The 15,317-nt window shown below is 69.0% G+C and carries 16 protein-coding genes; 10 read left to right on the forward strand and 6 right to left on the reverse strand.

The annotated features are described in order from the left end of the window. The 3 genes from QHF83_RS41005 (at nt 1) to QHF83_RS41015 (ending at nt 5,210) form a co-directional block, all read left to right on the forward strand. A complete protein-coding gene (locus tag QHF83_RS41005) occupies nt 1-2,310 on the forward strand; it encodes an ATP-binding protein (protein ID WP_282423540.1) in 2,310 nt (769 codons plus the stop codon). Further along, nucleotides 2,307-3,884: a DUF2357 domain-containing protein gene (locus QHF83_RS41010; RefSeq protein ID WP_282423541.1), complete on the forward strand. Its 1,578-nt coding sequence runs from the start codon at nt 2,307-2,309 to the stop codon at nt 3,882-3,884. The genes QHF83_RS41005 and QHF83_RS41010 overlap by 4 nt, the downstream gene beginning before the upstream one ends. 492 nt (nt 3,885-4,376) lie before the next feature. Next, complete coding sequence (locus tag QHF83_RS41015) at nt 4,377-5,210, forward strand: amidohydrolase family protein (protein WP_282423542.1); 834 nt, start codon at nt 4,377-4,379, stop codon at nt 5,208-5,210. Here QHF83_RS41015 and QHF83_RS41020 read toward each other — a convergent pair. From QHF83_RS41020 to rpe, 3 genes are read right to left on the reverse strand one after another with little or no spacing between them, the layout of a single operon-like run. Then, complete coding sequence (locus tag QHF83_RS41020; protein WP_282423543.1) at nt 5,207-6,148, reverse strand: cysteine synthase family protein; 942 nt, start codon at nt 6,146-6,148, stop codon at nt 5,207-5,209. The genes QHF83_RS41015 and QHF83_RS41020 overlap by 4 nt on opposite strands. Next, complete coding sequence (locus tag QHF83_RS41025; protein ID WP_282423544.1) at nt 6,145-7,518, reverse strand: hypothetical protein; 1,374 nt, start codon at nt 7,516-7,518, stop codon at nt 6,145-6,147. The genes QHF83_RS41020 and QHF83_RS41025 overlap by 4 nt, the downstream gene beginning before the upstream one ends. Beyond that, a complete protein-coding gene (gene rpe, locus QHF83_RS41030) occupies nt 7,515-8,240 on the reverse strand; it encodes a ribulose-phosphate 3-epimerase (RefSeq protein ID WP_282423545.1) in 726 nt (241 codons plus the stop codon). Before rpe ends, QHF83_RS41025 begins: the two co-directional genes overlap by 4 nt. A 92-nt stretch (nt 8,241-8,332) precedes the next feature. Between rpe and QHF83_RS41035 the strand changes: the two genes are divergently transcribed. From QHF83_RS41035 to QHF83_RS41045, 3 genes are all read left to right on the forward strand, one after another. Next, on the forward strand, nt 8,333-8,782 hold the full coding sequence (locus tag QHF83_RS41035; protein ID WP_282423546.1) for a GNAT family N-acetyltransferase: 450 nt from the start codon (nt 8,333-8,335) through the stop codon (nt 8,780-8,782). A gap of 68 nt (nt 8,783-8,850) precedes the next feature. Then, on the forward strand, nt 8,851-9,741 hold the full coding sequence (locus QHF83_RS41040) for a hypothetical protein (protein ID WP_282423547.1): 891 nt from the start codon (nt 8,851-8,853) through the stop codon (nt 9,739-9,741). After that, a complete protein-coding gene (locus tag QHF83_RS41045) occupies nt 9,732-10,235 on the forward strand; it encodes a cyclic nucleotide-binding domain-containing protein (protein ID WP_282423548.1) in 504 nt (167 codons plus the stop codon). Before QHF83_RS41040 ends, QHF83_RS41045 begins: the two co-directional genes overlap by 10 nt. 58 nt (nt 10,236-10,293) lie before the next feature. On the opposite strand, the gene QHF83_RS41050 is transcribed toward QHF83_RS41045, so the two are convergent. After that, complete coding sequence (locus tag QHF83_RS41050) at nt 10,294-10,707, reverse strand: hypothetical protein (protein WP_282423549.1); 414 nt, start codon at nt 10,705-10,707, stop codon at nt 10,294-10,296. A 172-nt stretch (nt 10,708-10,879) separates the two neighbouring features. Here QHF83_RS41050 and QHF83_RS41055 point away from each other — a divergent pair, with 172 nt between their 5' ends. The 3 genes from QHF83_RS41055 to QHF83_RS41065 are packed head-to-tail and all read left to right on the forward strand — an operon-like array spanning nt 10,880 to nt 13,594. Beyond that, entirely contained in the window at nt 10,880-11,572 is a 693-nt protein-coding gene (locus tag QHF83_RS41055) for a YggS family pyridoxal phosphate-dependent enzyme (RefSeq protein ID WP_282423550.1), read from the forward strand. A 38-nt stretch (nt 11,573-11,610) separates the two neighbouring features. Further along, nucleotides 11,611-12,135 (forward strand): TlpA disulfide reductase family protein, encoded by a 525-nt coding sequence (locus QHF83_RS41060; RefSeq protein ID WP_282423551.1) that lies wholly within the window; start codon nt 11,611-11,613, stop codon nt 12,133-12,135. A 1-nt stretch (nt 12,136) separates the two neighbouring features. After that, a complete protein-coding gene (locus QHF83_RS41065) occupies nt 12,137-13,594 on the forward strand; it encodes a replication-associated recombination protein A (protein ID WP_282423552.1) in 1,458 nt (485 codons plus the stop codon). Here the strand turns inward: QHF83_RS41065 and QHF83_RS41070 are convergent. Continuing rightward, nucleotides 13,564-13,878 carry a tetratricopeptide repeat protein gene (locus QHF83_RS41070; RefSeq protein ID WP_282423553.1) on the reverse strand — a complete coding sequence of 105 codons (315 nt, stop codon included), beginning with the start codon at nt 13,876-13,878 and terminating at the stop codon, nt 13,564-13,566. The genes QHF83_RS41065 and QHF83_RS41070 overlap by 31 nt on opposite strands. Further along, entirely contained in the window at nt 13,875-14,402 is a 528-nt protein-coding gene (gene hpt / locus QHF83_RS41075) for a hypoxanthine phosphoribosyltransferase (RefSeq protein ID WP_282423554.1), read from the reverse strand. The genes QHF83_RS41070 and hpt overlap by 4 nt, the downstream gene beginning before the upstream one ends. Nucleotides 14,403-14,497: 95 nt before the next feature. On the opposite strand from hpt, the gene QHF83_RS41080 reads away from it, so the two are divergent. After that, a complete protein-coding gene (locus QHF83_RS41080; protein WP_282423555.1) occupies nt 14,498-15,145 on the forward strand; it encodes a Uma2 family endonuclease in 648 nt (215 codons plus the stop codon). The last annotated feature ends 172 nt before the right edge of the window (nt 15,146-15,317 follow it).

A 15,317-nucleotide genomic window follows, 5' to 3' on the forward strand; every position in this document is an offset into this window, starting at 1 on the left:
ATGCTGACCGACGAACAAGTCATCACCCTCTGGAACAACTTCGACGTTCCTGCCTGGGCCAAGTGGCAGAAGGACTACCTCGACTTCGTCGCCTGGGCACGGGAGGCCCCCGAAGCGGAGCTGCGCATCGAGAGTGCCCAGAAGCGGCTATGGAACGCGCGGGTGATCACGCCCGCGGGCTACGGCGACGCGGTCAACGTCGGGGCGCTCCTCGCCGACCAGGAAGTGGTGGATGCCATCGTCGGACTGCGCACACGCGCGTGGCCCACGGACACCTCCGCGCGTGCTGCGGCGATTCAGGGCGAGTTCGAACGAATCCTCGCCATGGCCGTCGCACGTGGCCTCAAGCCTAGGCCCGCCGCCAAGCTGCATCGACTCATCGGCGTGCTGTTGCCTGGAGAGCTCACCTGCGTGCTCAACTACGATGCGAACCGCCACGCCGCGGAACTGCTCCTCGGCAACGCGAGCGAGCCTGGGCCCTCGGGGCAGGTGAAGATGCGCGCCCGTCTGCGGGCGGTGCTCGGGGAGGAGAAGGACCTCGCCGAGCACGTTCGCCGCTCGACCTTTTGCTGGTGGTTGCACGAGAATCACCCGCGCCTCGTCGCCGGGCAACTGCCGCCCTGGAAGGACAAAGACCCGAGCGGCAGCAAGGCCGGTGAAGGCGACAATCTCGTTCGTCCGCCCGAAGACAAGCTGCCGCCGCTCGTGCTCTGGCCCTTCGCCAAGCAGTTCATGGGTAACTTCGGCATCCGCAACTTCGGCGCCGCCTACCGCGCCGTGGTGCAAGCGGCGCTCCCCGGGCTGTCTCAAGATGACCTCGTAGGCGTGCTCCAGGCGAGCGGCGATTTCGAGAACATCGCGGCGCAGTCACTACGGCTGCTCATCATCCGGGTGAAAGGACTCGGGTTCGTCGAGGAGCGAGGCGGCCTGCTCTATCCAACGAAGGACGGTGAAGAACTGCTGGGCAGCGGGCAGTTCGACATTCTCATCGAGCGCTTCTTCGAGCGGATCTTCGGCTTTGCCCAGCTCCTTCGCTTCGTGGCCGAGCATCCAGGCGCGAACGATGAAGCGATGGTTGGCGCTCTGCGGGCCCTTTATCCCAACTGGACCACCGCGCGCGTCCCCACCGACCTTCGGAACTGGAGCAGCTACCTCGGCTTGCTGAAACGCGACGGGAGCGGCGCTCTCAGCCTCACGGAGTACGGCGCGGCATGGGTCGCCCGGCTTCCGAAGGAGCTGCCGACGCCGCCCGTGGAGGAGAGCGTCGAGACCACCACGACCACGACCGTCGCCGCGTCGCCGACCGTTCCCTATCCGGAATTCGACGCCATTCTCGCCCGCTTCAAGGCCGATTCGGAAATCGCCAATTTCGTCTTCGACGACCGCCAACTCGCCACGCTCCACGCCGCCTGGCGCAGCAACCCACGCAAGCGCTTCGTGCTCCTCTCCGGGCTCTCCGGCACCGGAAAGACGGCCGTCACGCTCTGCTACTCGCGCGCCGTCTGCGAGCTGATGGGCCTTTCCGTCTCCGACCACCGGGAGATCGTGCCCGTCTCCCCGGACTGGCGAGATCCCTCCGGTCTGCTCGGCTACTTCAATGCCCTGCACGCCGATCCCACGTTCCAGGCCGAGCCCGCCCTTCGCCTCGTCCTCCGCGCAGCGGCGGATCCCGGGCGCCCCTATTATCTCATCCTCGACGAGATGAACCTGGCCCGCGTCGAGCGCTACTTCGCGCCGTTCCTCTCGGCCATGGAGACGGGCAAGGATCTCGTGCTCCATGCCAACGGTGTCGCCGTCAACGACGTTCCTCCTCGGGTCCCGTGGCCGGCGAACCTCCACATCGCGGGCACCGTCAACATGGACGAGACGACCTACCCGTTCAGCGACAAGGTGCTCGACCGAGCCTTCACGCTCGAGTTCTGGGATGTCGACCTGAAGAGCTTCTTCGACCGCGCCGCGGCCAAGGCGCCGGAGAAGCGGCTCCCGGAGGTGGAGGAGACGCTGCTCGAGCTGCACGATGCAATGCGTGGGATTCGCCGGCACTTCGGCTACCGAACGGCCGGAGAGGTTCTGGCGTTCATGCAAGCCTGCTCAACGCTGGGCGGCGCGACGTCGACCACATTCCTCGACCAGGCCGTGTTCTCGAAGGTGCTACCCCGCCTGCGTGGCGAGGACACGGCGGCCGTCAAAGGCGCGCTCGAGACCCTGATGGGGATCTGCAAGCGCCGCGGCCTTGGCGCGAGTGAGGCGAAGCTCGGGAGCATGATGGAGCAGCTCAGGCGAACGGGCGTGACCCGGTTCTGGGCATGAGCCTCCAGGTCCGCGGCGCGGATGGCTCGGACGAGCACATCATCGACGGGGTCTTGCGCCTCGAAGAGGCAAGAACCTACCACATCGACGCGTTGCCCGGCGCGAGCGCGCCGCGGGCGTGGCTCGGGCCGCGGGAGTTACCCTGGAGCGAGGAACGCGGGACGTTCACGCTCGAAGTGGGCCATTGGGTCGGCTCGGCGGCGCTACGGGTAGCTCACGGCACGCAAGAGACGGTGGTGCCTGTCGAGGTGGCGCCGCGTCAAGAGAAGCTCTCCGACGGCGCATGGCTTTCGCTGCTCGCGGATCTGGAGGCGTGGTCGCCGGGCCTGGCGATCGGCCTCGAGGGCGGCGGCGTCGGCGCCGTACAGACCGAGGGCACCACGGCCACGATCCTGGCCGCGGCCCTGTTGCCGCTCGTGCCGGCGCTCATCCGAGCCATTCGGGCCATTGCCGCCGCTCCGCGGGAGCTCGCGACGTCCACGCGCGAGGACATCCCGCTACGCGCCGTGCGACGCGCCGATCGGGAGACGCTTCAGTGGCTCGCAAGGCACCCGGCGGTCGCGCGCGCGGTAGATCCATGGCTGGCCGCTCGCACGGGCTTGCAGGACCCCTACGTCCCGCAGGACACGACGCATGAGACCGTCGATCACCCAGTCAACCGCTATATCGCCTGGATCATCGGAAGAATCGCCCGCGTGCTCGGCGAGCTGACCGACGCGCTCGGCCGCGCTGCTCGAAATCCGCGTCTGCAACCGGACACCGCACAATGGTGTCGCGCGCGAGGCCGCGCGGCTGCGAGCGCCACCGACGAGCTATTGGCCACGTTGCGCCGAACGTTCCTCGGGTCGTTGACGCCCATGCCCGCCACCGAGGCCGCGCTTCTCGCGGTGCAGGACGATCCTGTCTACGCCCGCGCCCACGCGCTGGCGCGTCCTTTCCTATCGCCTCGGTTTCGCCTGTGCGAGTCGCGGGACGGCGGCGAGGCTCCGGTGCGTCCGAGCTTCGAGCTCTACGAGCTGTGGACGCTGCTTGCCGTCCAGCGGGCGCTCGCCGAGACGCTCGACGGATGGACGTGGACCTGGCACCCGGTCCCGGGGAATGAGCTTCTCGCTGGTTTTGGGCCGGGAGCGGCGTTCACCGCGAGGCGGGCGGACGGAGCACGCCTCGACCTGCGATACAACGTGACCTTCTCCGGGTACCTCGCACGGGGGAACTCGGACAAATACAGCATTTCTGGCGAGAGACGCCCCGATATTGTGATCTCGTTCGAGCCCCAGGCCGGCCAGCGCTCGTGGATCTGCCTGGATGCCAAGTACCGCGTTCGTCGGGACGCGATCGCGGACGCCTTCGCCTCGCTCCACATCTATCGCGATTCACTGCGGTGGGAGGCGTTTGGCGGGCGATGTCGCAGCGGCCTGCTCTTGGCCCCTGCGGTCGATCCCGAATGCCAGCCCTGGTTCATGAGCGAGTTCCGCGAGCGGTTCGGTATCGGCGCATGGCGACTGACGCCGGGGGAGCCGTCGGACCTTACGCTGGGAAAGCTCATCCTCGCCAGGGTAGGTGACCCGGCATGACGTGAATGCCGGCGGTACGAGGGGCCTCGTGTACACGCGCCGTCGCCCACGCACACCGGCCACGCCCCGTTGCCCATCCGTTGCCCACGCGCTCGCCCCAAGCCGTCCTCCCCCGTCCCGTCCTGTCGCATTCCCCACCTCGGCCAAGCCCCCTGCCCAAGGCACCCAAGTACGCGTCCAGGCCGTGTTTTCAGCCTGCAACCAGGGTTCTTCGCCGTTTCACCCGAGGAGCGCATTCAGGGTCGGGCGGGCGTTTTCAAAACCGCTGCCTTCGACCACTCGGCCACTCCTCCCGAACGGACGCCGAAAATCTTCGGCTTTTTCTTCCTGGTTTGTCAATCCCCTGCTGCTTGTGCTCCTGCTCGCCCTTCGCCTTTCCTCGTCCCGGGTCGGCTCCGGGGACCGGCGCTCGGGACAGGACTACCACGGGGCGGCGCTCGTCGCACCTCCTCGGCGCGGGCCGGGCGTGCGATGCTCGGTCGCCGAGGTGCCATGAACACGCCCGCCTTCGTCGTCGATGCCTGGATCCAGCATCCTACCGGCCCGTTTCTGCGGGATCCGCTCTTCGCCACCCTCCGCCGGTGGATGGGCGTCGAGGCGGACGCGCTCCCCGACGTCATTCCCGATGCCTTCACCCTCGGCGCGCTCGAGGCCGCTTCCGTCTCGGTCGCGCTCGTCTCCGCGTGGTGGGGGCCCGCGGGGCCGATGCTCGATAACGATAGCGTGGCCGCGTTCGTCGGTCGGTATCCCGATCGCCTCGTGGGCGTTGCCTCCGTCGACCTCGCGAGGCCCATGGACGCCGTGCGCGAGCTCCGGCGCGCCGTGCGCTCCCTCGGCATGCGCGCGCTCCGCATCCTGCCGTGGCTCTGGGGGCTGCCGCCGAATGACAGGCGGTATTATCCGCTTTATGCCGAGTGCATCGAGCTCGACGTGCCGTTTTGCCTGCAGGTCGGGCATGCAGGGCCGCTCCGGCCGAGCGAGCCCGGACGGCCCATTCCTTATCTCGACGAGGTCGCCTGCGACTTTCCCGAGCTCCGGATCGTCGGCGGGCACATCGGGTATCCCTGGACGACCGAGATGGTCGCGCTCGCCACGAAATACCCGAACGTCTACATCGACACCTCGGCCTACAAGGTGAGCCGTTATCCCCCGGAGCTCGTCTCGTTCATGCGCGGACACGGGCGCGAAAAGGTGCTGTTCGGGAGCAACTGGCCCATGCTCTCACCCGTGAATTGCCTCGACAAACTCGATTCGCTCGGGCTCGATGAGGAGGCTCGCGCCGCGTTCCTCGGGGAAAACGCGCGACGGGTGTTCAAGCTACGCTAGCGCAGCCATTCCCGGGTGAAATATCGGTCCCAGCTATCGGCCAGGATCGCGACCACCGGGCCCTGGAGGTCGCCGCTCGCCGCCACGCGGAGCGCCGCGACCACGGCGGCGCCCGAGGAGGCGCCCACGAAGAGGCCCTCCTCGCGGATCAATCGACGCGTCATGAGGAATGCGTCTTCATCGCTGACGGTGATCGCCTCGTCGATGACCGTGCGGTCGAGCAACTCCGGCGGCCGGCTCGCGCCGATGCCCTCGATGCGGTAAGGCGCGTCGGGGCCGATTTCGCCGGTCTCCACCCAATGCGCCAGGACCGAGCCGCGCGGGTCGGCGAGGACGATTCGTACGCCCGGGGCGAGGCGCTTCAAATACCGGCCGACGCCCGTGATCGTGCCGCCCGTGCCCGCGCCGGCCACGAATGCGCCGATCTTGCGGCCCATCGAGACCAGGATCTCCGGGCCCGTGGTCTCCTCGTGCGCCCGGATGTTCGCGGGGTTCCGGAACTGGTCGGTCAAGAACCAGCCCTCCGTCTTCGCGAGGCGCTCGGCCACATTGCGGAAATTGTCGGGGCTGTCCGGCGGATCGTTCGGCGTGATGTGGAGACGCGCGCCGAGCGAGGAGAGCGCAGCGCGTTTGTCGACGCTCATTTTCTCGGGCATCACGCAGACGAGCTCGTAGCCGCGGAGCGCGGCCATGAGCGCGAGGCCCATGCCCGTATTGCCGGCCGTGGCCTCGACGAGCGTCGCGCCGGGCCTGAGCTGGCCGCGCTTTTCGGCGTCCTCCACGATGGCCCGCGCGATGCGATCCTTGATGCTGCCGCCGGGATTCAGGTGCTCGCATTTGACGTACACCGGCACGGGAAGGCCCTTGCCGATACGCTTGAGCGGCACGATGGGGGTATGGCCAATCTCGTCGAGGATCGTCCGCGTCTTCGTCGTCATCGTCCCGCGCGGGCCCTGCCCGCCTCGCCATCCGGTGGTGCGGCCTGCCAAACCTCCCCCAGCCAAGTGACCGCTTCGGCGCATTGACCCCGCGCACGCGGTCGTCCCCCATCCCTCTCGTAAGGTCCCGCGACGAACGCAATATCTCGACCCCGCACCCCCCAGGCGACAGGGCCGAGCGTATCCCGCTCCCGGCAACCCTTCCCATACTTGCGCTCGAAGAGCTCCGCGACCTCGGCCGCGTCCGCCGCCGTATCCATGCGGAGCCGGAACGCCACGACGAAGAGCCGCTTTGCGCCTTCCTCGCGCGCCGCCACCATGAATCGATCCCCGCCCCACCCCGCCGCGCCGTCCCGCGCCTGCGCGCGGCTGCCGACGTCCTCCAGCAGAATCCGGAGCCCCTGCTCGCCCACCACGTCGTCGACGAGCACCCGATAGCCTTGCTGTGCGAGCGCCCCGAGCACGGGCGGCGCCACGACCTCGGCCGGCTCGCGCGCGAGGAGTTTGTCGACGTGTAACAATTGCTCCGTCGTCTCGGGCATCGCCCGCCAGACCTCGTCGACCGCGGGCCAGTCGCCGCGGCGGCGCAATGCCTGGATGAACGCGAAGCCGTCGGTGTAGGGCGTGATCAGCGAGGAGGTGATGGCGCGCGGGGTCTTCTGGCCGACGTCGGACATCGCGGTCGACGCGACGAACGCGAATCGCACCTGCTCTTCGGTCATCTGGAAAGCCGAGCCGAGCGTGACGTCGAGCATCGCGCTCGTGGCGTCGCCCTCGATGACCGCATGCACGGCCGAGAGGCGATCGCCCGCGCCCGGCGCGTATTCGACCATCGGCGCGAGGGGGAACGTCTGATCGGCGAGGGCGTGGGCGAGCTCGTGCGCGAGCGTCTCCTCGGCCTCCGCTTCGCCGAGGTCGTCGGCGAGGTACATGGCGCCGTCGTCCGGATCGTAAAAACCCGCGATGCGCCCGCCGAGCAGGGCGAAGGCGCCGGCGACGAAGTCGTACTCGGCAGGCACGACGTCGAGCGCGGCGAGGAACTCGCCCTGCGCGACGAGCGCGTCCTTCGGCGTGTCCTGTTCGACCGTCTCGCGGATGCGGCGGAGCATCGTGTCGCGATCGAGGACCTTGCCCGGCACGGTCCGCTTGATCGGCAGGCCGCGCGCGCGCGCGACGCGCTGGAGCATCCTCTGCACCGCCGCCGTGCTCTCGGCGTCGGGCGGGGACTCGTCGTCCAGGTTGATCTCCCTGGGCTCTGCCGGGGTCGGATGGCTGGATCGCTCCGGCGCGGGAGCGCGCGAGGGCGGCGACGAAGGGCCACAGCCGGAGACGAGCGCGAGGGCGACGGCCCCGAGCCAGGCTCGCATCACGGCTGAGCCTCCGCGCCCGCGGCCGCGTCCTCGCGCAGCGCGCGGATGGCCTTGGCGTAACGAGCGACGCGCTCGTCGAAGGAGAAGTCCGCGACGCCCGATGCCGCGTTGAAGACGGCCGAGCCGGCCACGAGCACACGCGCGCCGGCGCGAACGACCTCGCGCGCGGTGCCGACCGCGACGCCTCCGTCGATCTCGAGGTCCACGGCGAGGCCCTGCGCGTCGATCGCGCGCCGGAGCGCGTCGAGCTTGGGCAACGCGCTCGGGATGAAGCGCTGGCCGCCGAAGCCGGGGTTCACGCTCATCACGAGCACGAAGTCGCAGTCGGGCAGCACGTAGCGGATCGTCTCCTCCGACGTGTGCGGGTTCAAGACGATGCCGGCCTTCTTCCCGAGGGCGCGGATTTGCTGGAGGGTGCGATGCAGGTGCGGCGAGGCCTCCACGTGCACGCTGATGAGGTCGGCGCCGGCCTTCGCGAAATCCGCGACGTAGCGCTCGGGCTCGACGATCATGAGGTGCACGTCGATCGGAAGCTTCGTCGCGGCGCGGACCGCTTGCACGACGAGCGGGCCGATCGTGATGTTCGGCACGAAGCGCCCGTCCATGACATCGACGTGGATCCAGTCGGCGCCCGCGGCCTCGACGGCGCGGACCTCCTCGGCGAGGCGACCGAAATCTGCGGAAAGTATCGAGGGGGCGATGCGGATCGCGTCGCGACTCACGGGGCTACGGCTAGCATGTTTTTGCATTGCGGTCCTCAGCCCAAGAGCGGCTACCCTGGGGAAGCCCGAGCCGGGCTCACGCAGGAGGCGCCGTGGAGCTGACGACGAGACCTCTCAAGAAGTCCGACTACGACGAGATCGTACGCGTCATCGACCGCTGGTGGGGCGGCCCCACGAGCGCGCTCGCGCATCCGATCTTCTTCTACGAGCTCGGAAAGCTCGCGCGGGTCGTGGAGCACGAAGAGCAGCTCGTGGGCTTCCTGTTCGGGTTCATCGCGCCCGAAGGGCCGGTCGGCTACGTGCACATCGTCGGCATCCATCCCGACTACCGACGCCGCGGCGTCGCGCGCCTGCTCTACACCGCGTTCGAAGCCGATTGTCACGGGGCCGGCTGTCGCCTGATGAAGGCGATCACCACGCTCGGCAACGAGGGCTCGGTGCGCTTCCACGACGCCCTCGGCTGGTCGAGAGCCGAAGTCGAGGACTACGCGGGCCCGGGGCGTCAACGGATCGTGTTCACGAAGGAGCTCTCCGCTCGTTGATGCCTTCGCCCCTTGGGCGTAACGTTTCTCTCGCTTCTTCCTCCTGCTCCCGTTCGCGCGAGGTGACGATGAGAACAAGCTTGGCCGTGGCGATAGGGCTCGTTTCACTCGTGGGATCGGTGCTCGGCGCCTGCGCGAAAGGCAGCTCGGGCACGGGCGTGGGCGGAGGCGGCGGCGAGGGCGGCGAGTGGGAGGGGCCTGGGCCCGCGTCGAACAGCTCGTCGTCCGCGAGCGGCATGGGCGGCGCGGGAGGCATGGGCGGCGGCGCGGTGAGCTCGTCGGGGAGCGGCGCGGGTTCGTCGTCGTCGTCCTCGAGCGGATCCGGCGGCAGCAGCGCTTGCAACGAGACGCCCTGCAAGCTCGTGTCGCCGCAGTGCGGGTGTGCGGCCGGTGAGATGTGCGATATCGACGGCACGGGCGAGCGCGCGTGTGTGCCCGCGGGGAGCGCGCCGATCGGCGCGCTCTGCGGCATCGACAACGACTGCGCGGCCGGCGGCATCTGCCTCGCGACGACGCCGACGATCAGCACGTGCGGCGAGTTCTGCTCGACCGACGCGCAGTGCACCGCCCCGGGCGGCCTGTGCGTGATCAAGCTCAACGACGGCAGCGGCGGCCAGGTCCCGGGCGTCACGCTCTGCTCGGAGAACTGCAACGCCACGACGAACGTCGGCTGCGCGGCGGGCACGGCCTGCACGTTCGGGCGCGAGGCGGCGGGACAGATGCGGCTCTACACGACGTGCCGCGAGGCCGGCAGCGGCACACAAAACTCCGCGTGCACGGACGACACCGATTGCGCGGCGACGTACGGGTGCTTCAACACGGGCACGGACGAGTGCTTGAAGTACTGCAACGTGAACGCACCGAGCTGTCCCTCGGGCACGACGTGCACGCCGATCACGATCGGCAATGACGCAGTGGAAGTAATCATCGGCAACGTGACGTACGGCGCATGTCTCTGAAACTCGGCTTCCAGGGTACCGAGCGGCTGCGGGAGATCGGCCTGTTCGGCGGGCTCGGCGACGAGGTCTTGCAAGACCTGTCGGGCTCGCTCGATCTGATCGAGCTCCCGCCCGGCTCGGTGGTGTTCCGCGAGGGCGACAGCGGTCGCGAGATGTTCGTCTTGCTGGACGGCGAGATGGAGGTCTTGAAGCAGTCGAAGCGCAAGCACGAGGCGCGCGTGGCCGTGCTCGGTCCGGGCGACTGGTTCGGCGAGATGTCGATCCTCGACGTGCTGCCGCGCTCGGCGACGGTGCGCGCCGTGGCGCCCTCGAGGCTGCTGCGGATCACCGCGCACGACCTCGACTCGCTCTACCGGCGCGACCTGCGCGCCTACTCGCTGCTCGTGCTGAACATCGCGCGCGAGATGTCCCGACGCCTCCGCGTCTGCGACAACCTGCTCGCCGAGCTCGTCGCGAACGTGATCGACGAGTACACCCGGCCAAACCGGACCTAGCGACCCGCGCCTCGACGCCCCTCACCCCCGCGGGGGTGAGGGCGCCTGTCCGCTTCGTCTACTTGCCGCGCGCGCCGCCTGCGCCGACACCGCCGCCGGTGCCACCAGCTCCACCGGCGCCGCCTGCGCCACCGGCACCACCTGCGCCGCCCTCTCCGCCGGCGCCGCCCTCTCCGCCGGCACCGCCTGCGCCGCCTGCGCCGCCACTGCCGCTGGAGCTACTCGCGCTGCCCGCTCCACCGGAGCCGCCTTCGCCACCCGACCCGCTGGGACCGCCGTCCCCCCCGTAACCGCCGCCCGAGCCACCCACGCCGCCCGAGGCGCCGCCGCCCCCACCGTTGCCCGCCCCGTCGGACGCGCCCGCGCCGGCGCTGCCTGTCTCGGTGGCTCCAGGCGGATCCGGTTGCGGGTTGAAGGAACACGCCGTGATGGCAAGGTTCGTGATTACGAAGAGGACGAAGAGCTTTCGCATGGCTGAGGGCGTTGTGCCGCAACCATCATGCCATGACGTCCAACGTCGTTTCCATGAGGAAAGAGGCGCACGAGCGGCACAACTTGGCACGTCTCCGGACGCCCGGATCGCGCTCACCGTTGGCACAGGTGCAGCCCTCGCGAGGCGCGCGCGGCGCGGTATCGTGAGGCCCGTGAACGAGGAAGAGAGCACGATCCCCGCGCGCCTCGCCGCCGTGCGCGCGCGCATCGATGAAGCTGCGATCCGAGCCGGGCGGAGCCCGGGATCAGTGCGGCTCGTCGCGGTGTCGAAGACCAAGCCGCTCGAGGCGATCCGCGCCGCGTACGACGCGGGCCAGCGCGACTTCGGCGAGAACTACGTGCAAGAGATGGCCCAGAAGGCCGCAGCGCTCGCGGACCTGCCGGAGCTCAGGCTGCACTTCATCGGCGCGCTCCAGCGCAACAAGGCGAAGCAAGCCGCGAGCGCGGCCGCCGTCATCCACACGGTGGACCGCGAAGAGCTCGCGACGGAGCTCGACAAGCGCGCCGGCGCGCTCGGGCGCAAGCTCGACGTGCTGCTCGAGGTGAACGTGGGCGGCGAAGCGTCGAAGGCCGGATGCGCGCCCGAGGCCGTTCCTCTTCTGCTCGAGGCGGCGAGGCGCGCCGAGCATCTGCGCGTCGTCGGGCTCATGGCGATCCCGCCCTACCTCGACGATCCCGAGGCCGTCCGCCCGTACTTCGCGCGCCTGCGCGCGCTGCGCGACACACTCGAAGCGCCCGCGCTCTTGCCCGAGCTCTCGATGGGCATGTCCCACGACTTCCACGTGGCGATCGAGGAAGGCGCGACGATCGTCCGCGTCGGTACGGCCATCTTCGGCGCCCGATAGCCTTCCCGAAGGAGGCGGCCTAGAGTCTGGGCATCCCCATGCGTGGTCCTCTTCGATCCATCGCTGCCACGCCGAGCGTGCTCGCTTGCGCGTGGGCGATCGGCCTCTTCGGTTGCGCGCCGGCCATGCCCGTGTCGATGGGCCATCCGCTGCTCGGCTCGACGTCGCCGCCGTTTCACGAGACCGCGATCGACGAGCGCTCGGTCGACGTGCCGGGCACGCTCCGCACACACGTGACCGTGATCGATTTCTGGGCGTCGTGGTGCGGCTCGTGTCAGCAGACGATGCCCGCGCTCGAGAGGCTCTATCAGGATCGACGCGCCGAGGGGCTCGTGGTCGTGGGCGTGAGCGTGGACGACAGCGCCGATGAAGCCGCGCGCGGGGCCGAGGCGTTCGGCGTGTCGTTCCCGATCGTGCACGATGGCGGTCACGGGCTTCAGTACGCGTTCGGGGTGTCGGAGGTGCCGACGACGTTCGTGGTCGATCGGTCGGGGACGGTGCGTTTCGTGGGGCGTGATCCGTCGAGCATCCAGCGCGCGGTGATCGCGCTCCTGGACCGGTGAAATGACGGCTCGGCGAAGTCCTCGCGGTGGCGACAAGGACGCGGGCCCGACGCTGTTCGAGGCCGCGCTGAAGCGTGACCCGAAGCTCGCGGAGCTCGTGCCGCTCGCCGAGCGGATGCGACCACGCGCGCTCTCGGACCTCGTCGGGCAAGGACACATCGTCGGCGAGGGGAAGCTGCTCGCGCACGCGATCGCGGCGGATCGGGTGCCGTCGATGATCCTGTGGGGGCCGCCGGGATCGGGCAAGACGACGCTCGCGCGGATCGTGGCGGAGTCGACGCGGGCGCGGTTCGTCCCGTTCAACGCGGTGCTCGGCGGCGTGCCGGAGCTCAGGCAAGTGATGGCCGCGGCGAAAGAGGCGCGCGCGTACGAGGGGAAGCGGACGATCCTGTTCGTCGACGAGATCCACCGGTTCAACCGCGCGCAGCAGGACGCGTTCTTGCCGCACGTGGAGGACGGGACGATCACGCTGATCGGCGCGACCACGGAAAACCCTTCGTTCGCCGTGAACGCGCCGCTCCTGTCGCGGTGCCGCGTCTTCCGTCTGAACCTGCTCGACGAGAAGGGGATCACGGAGCTACTCCGGCGCGCGCTCGAATCGCAGGAGGGGCTCGCGGGGTCGGTGGACGCGGACGAGGAGGCGATCGAGGCGATCGCGAAGCTCGCGAGCGGCGATGCGCGCAGAGCGCTGACGACGCTGGAGATCGCCGCCGACGAGGCGAAGCGCCGCGGGGAAGGGGAGCCTCGCGCGCGCGTGACGCGCGAGGACGTGGTGCAGACGAGCGGGCAGAAGACGCTGCTCTACGACAAGGCGGGGGACGAGCACTACAACGTCATCAGCGCGTTCATCAAATCGATGCGCGGATCGGATCCCGACGCGGCGATCTACTGGCTCATGCGCATGCTGGAAGCGGGCGACGATCCGCTGTTTCTCTTGCGGCGCATGATGATCTTCGCGAGCGAGGACGTGGGCAACGCGGACCCTCGCGCGCTCGACGTGGCCGTCGCGGCAGACGCGGCGTTTCAGCGGGTGGGGATGCCCGAGGGGATCTACTTCCTCTCGCAGGCGACGATCTACCTCGCGTGCGCGCCCAAATCGAACGCGTGCAACATGGCGTGGAAGGCGGCGCAAGAAGTCGTGCGCGAGCGGGGCAGCCTGCCCGTGCCGATGAAGCTACGCAACGCGGTGACGGGCCTCATGAAGCGCGAGGGGTACGGGACGGGATATCGCTACGCGCACGACGAGAAGGGCGGCGTCGCGTGGGGCGAGACGTACCTGCCGGACGAGATCGCAGGGACGCACTTCTACGAACCGACGGAGCGCGGCTACGAGAAGGTGATCGCCGAGCGCGTGCGATGGGTACGCGCGCAGCAAGAGCGTCGCGACGAAGAAGGGTCGGGGGTGAGCGAGTCGTCCGAGCCGAAGGATCAGTCGTCGAGCGCCGACAAAGCCGACTGAAGCTCCGAAAGCGCGTGCGAATCGCCCTTGCCGCGCGCCCGCGTGACGCCCTCTTCGAGCCATTCGCGCCCCGCGTCCACGCGCCCCGCCTTCACGAGCATCTGCCCGCACATGAGGTACTGCGGCACGTAGTTCGGATCCATGTCGCGCAGCTCGGTGAACGTGCGGAGCGCGTCGTCGATCCGATCGGCCCCCGCGTACTCCATCGCGAGCGCGTACCACGCGAAGGGATCCTTCGATCCCTTCTGGATCATGCTCTCCAGGACCGCGAGGCGCTTGCTCACGACGACGACTCCACGAGGCCGATGAACGGCAAGTTGCGGTAACGCTCGGCCCAGTCGAGCCCGTAGCCCACGACGAACTTGTCTTCGATCGTGAAGCCCAGGTAGTCGACCGGCACCTGGATGCGCGTGCGCGCGGGCTTGTGCAGGAGCGCGCAGACCTTCACGCTCGCGGGCTTGCGCGTGCGGAGCAGGTCGAGCAGGTGCGCGATCGTGAGGCCCGTGTCGACGATGTCCTCGACGATGAGGACGTGGTCGCCCTCGACGGGCTGTGTGAGGTCGTGGGTGATTTGCACGACGCCCGAGGACTTGGTGCCCTCGCCGTAGCTGCGCACGCCGAGGAACTCGACGCGCATCGGCAGATCGATGTGGCGCGCGAGGTCCGAGGTGAAGACGAAGCTGCCCTTGAGGACGCAGACGAGGACGAGGTTGCGCCCCGCGTAGTCGCGCGTGATCTCGGCGCCGAGCTCGCGCACACGCTGCGCGATGCGGTCGGAGTCGATCATCGTGGTGACGTTGGTGGCCATCGGGAGCGCGAGGTAGCACCGGAGGGGCGGGGCGACTAGGTGGACGGCGTGGGGGCGCGCTCCCGGTGGATTCCGTGGCGCGCTATGCTGTTCGCATGGCGCTTCACGTCGAACCGTCGGCCCGTCCGGACAAGCCCGAGCCTCATGCCTGGAGCGCGCCCGCGCCGGCCGAGGATCAGCGGGTGATCCTGAATGGGATGAGCTGGAAAGACTACGAGATCCTGCTCGCCGTCCGCGGAGACGAGTCGGGCGTCCGCATGGCCTACTCGAACGGAGCGATCGAGCTGATGAGTCCTTCCATCAACCATGAGGGTGTCAAGAAGACGATGGCTCGTCTGGTCGAGGCCTACGCGGACGAGCGGGGGCTCGACCTCAACGGCTACGGCTCCTGGACGCTGAAGAACGCGCTCGTGGAAAAGGGCATCGAGCCGGACGAATGTTACGCGCTCGGCGTGCCGAGCGGCGACGTGCCACAGCTCGCCATCGAGGTCGTGTGGACGAGCGGCGGCCTGAACAAGCTCGAAATCTACCGGAGCCTCGGCGTGGGCGAGGTCTGGGTCTGGGAGCGAGGCGCGGGGATCTCGGTGCACCTGCTCCGCGCAGGTCGATACGAGAAGGCGTCGAGGAGCGCCCTTTTGCCCGAGCTCGACTTGCCGCTGCTCCAGAGCTTCCTCGAATCGCCGAACCAGAGCCAAGCGGTGCGGGCGTTCCGGGAGGCGTTGCGCGGGTCGATGGGCGGGTGACCATGGGCTCCGGCCGGGTGACCATGGGTCCCGGCGAGGTGACCATGGGTCTTGGCCGGGTGACGGTGGGTCGCGGCGTAGCCGGCACGCATGGGCTCGGCTGTCAAGCATCACCCACAGCAGCCTACAGAGCAGGGTTTCCACCCTTTACACCCCACCACCCTCCCTCGTA

The sequence above is a fragment of the Polyangium sp. 15x6 genome (assembly GCF_029960785.1).
Taxonomy (GTDB): domain Bacteria; phylum Myxococcota_A; class Polyangia; order Polyangiales; family Polyangiaceae; genus Polyangium.

Excerpts from the sequence above, each read along its gene's own strand:
- QHF83_RS41005 (WP_282423540.1), top strand. The coding sequence starts at position 1 with ATGCTGACCGACGAACAAGTCATCACCCTCTGGAACAACTTCGACGTT.
- QHF83_RS41010 (WP_282423541.1), top strand. The coding sequence starts at position 2,307 with ATGAGCCTCCAGGTCCGCGGCGCGGATGGCTCGGACGAGCACATCATC.
- QHF83_RS41015 (WP_282423542.1), top strand. The coding sequence starts at position 4,377 with ATGAACACGCCCGCCTTCGTCGTCGATGCCTGGATCCAGCATCCTACC.
- QHF83_RS41020 (WP_282423543.1), bottom strand. The coding sequence starts at position 6,148 with ATGACGACGAAGACGCGGACGATCCTCGACGAGATTGGCCATACCCCC.
- QHF83_RS41040 (WP_282423547.1), top strand. The coding sequence starts at position 8,851 with ATGAGAACAAGCTTGGCCGTGGCGATAGGGCTCGTTTCACTCGTGGGA.
- QHF83_RS41045 (WP_282423548.1), top strand. The coding sequence starts at position 9,732 with ATGTCTCTGAAACTCGGCTTCCAGGGTACCGAGCGGCTGCGGGAGATC.
- QHF83_RS41050 (WP_282423549.1), bottom strand. The coding sequence starts at position 10,707 with ATGCGAAAGCTCTTCGTCCTCTTCGTAATCACGAACCTTGCCATCACG.
- QHF83_RS41060 (WP_282423551.1), top strand. The coding sequence starts at position 11,611 with ATGCGTGGTCCTCTTCGATCCATCGCTGCCACGCCGAGCGTGCTCGCT.
- QHF83_RS41065 (WP_282423552.1), top strand. The coding sequence starts at position 12,137 with ATGACGGCTCGGCGAAGTCCTCGCGGTGGCGACAAGGACGCGGGCCCG.
- hpt (WP_282423554.1), bottom strand. The coding sequence starts at position 14,402 with ATGGCCACCAACGTCACCACGATGATCGACTCCGACCGCATCGCGCAG.
- QHF83_RS41080 (WP_282423555.1), top strand. The coding sequence starts at position 14,498 with ATGGCGCTTCACGTCGAACCGTCGGCCCGTCCGGACAAGCCCGAGCCT.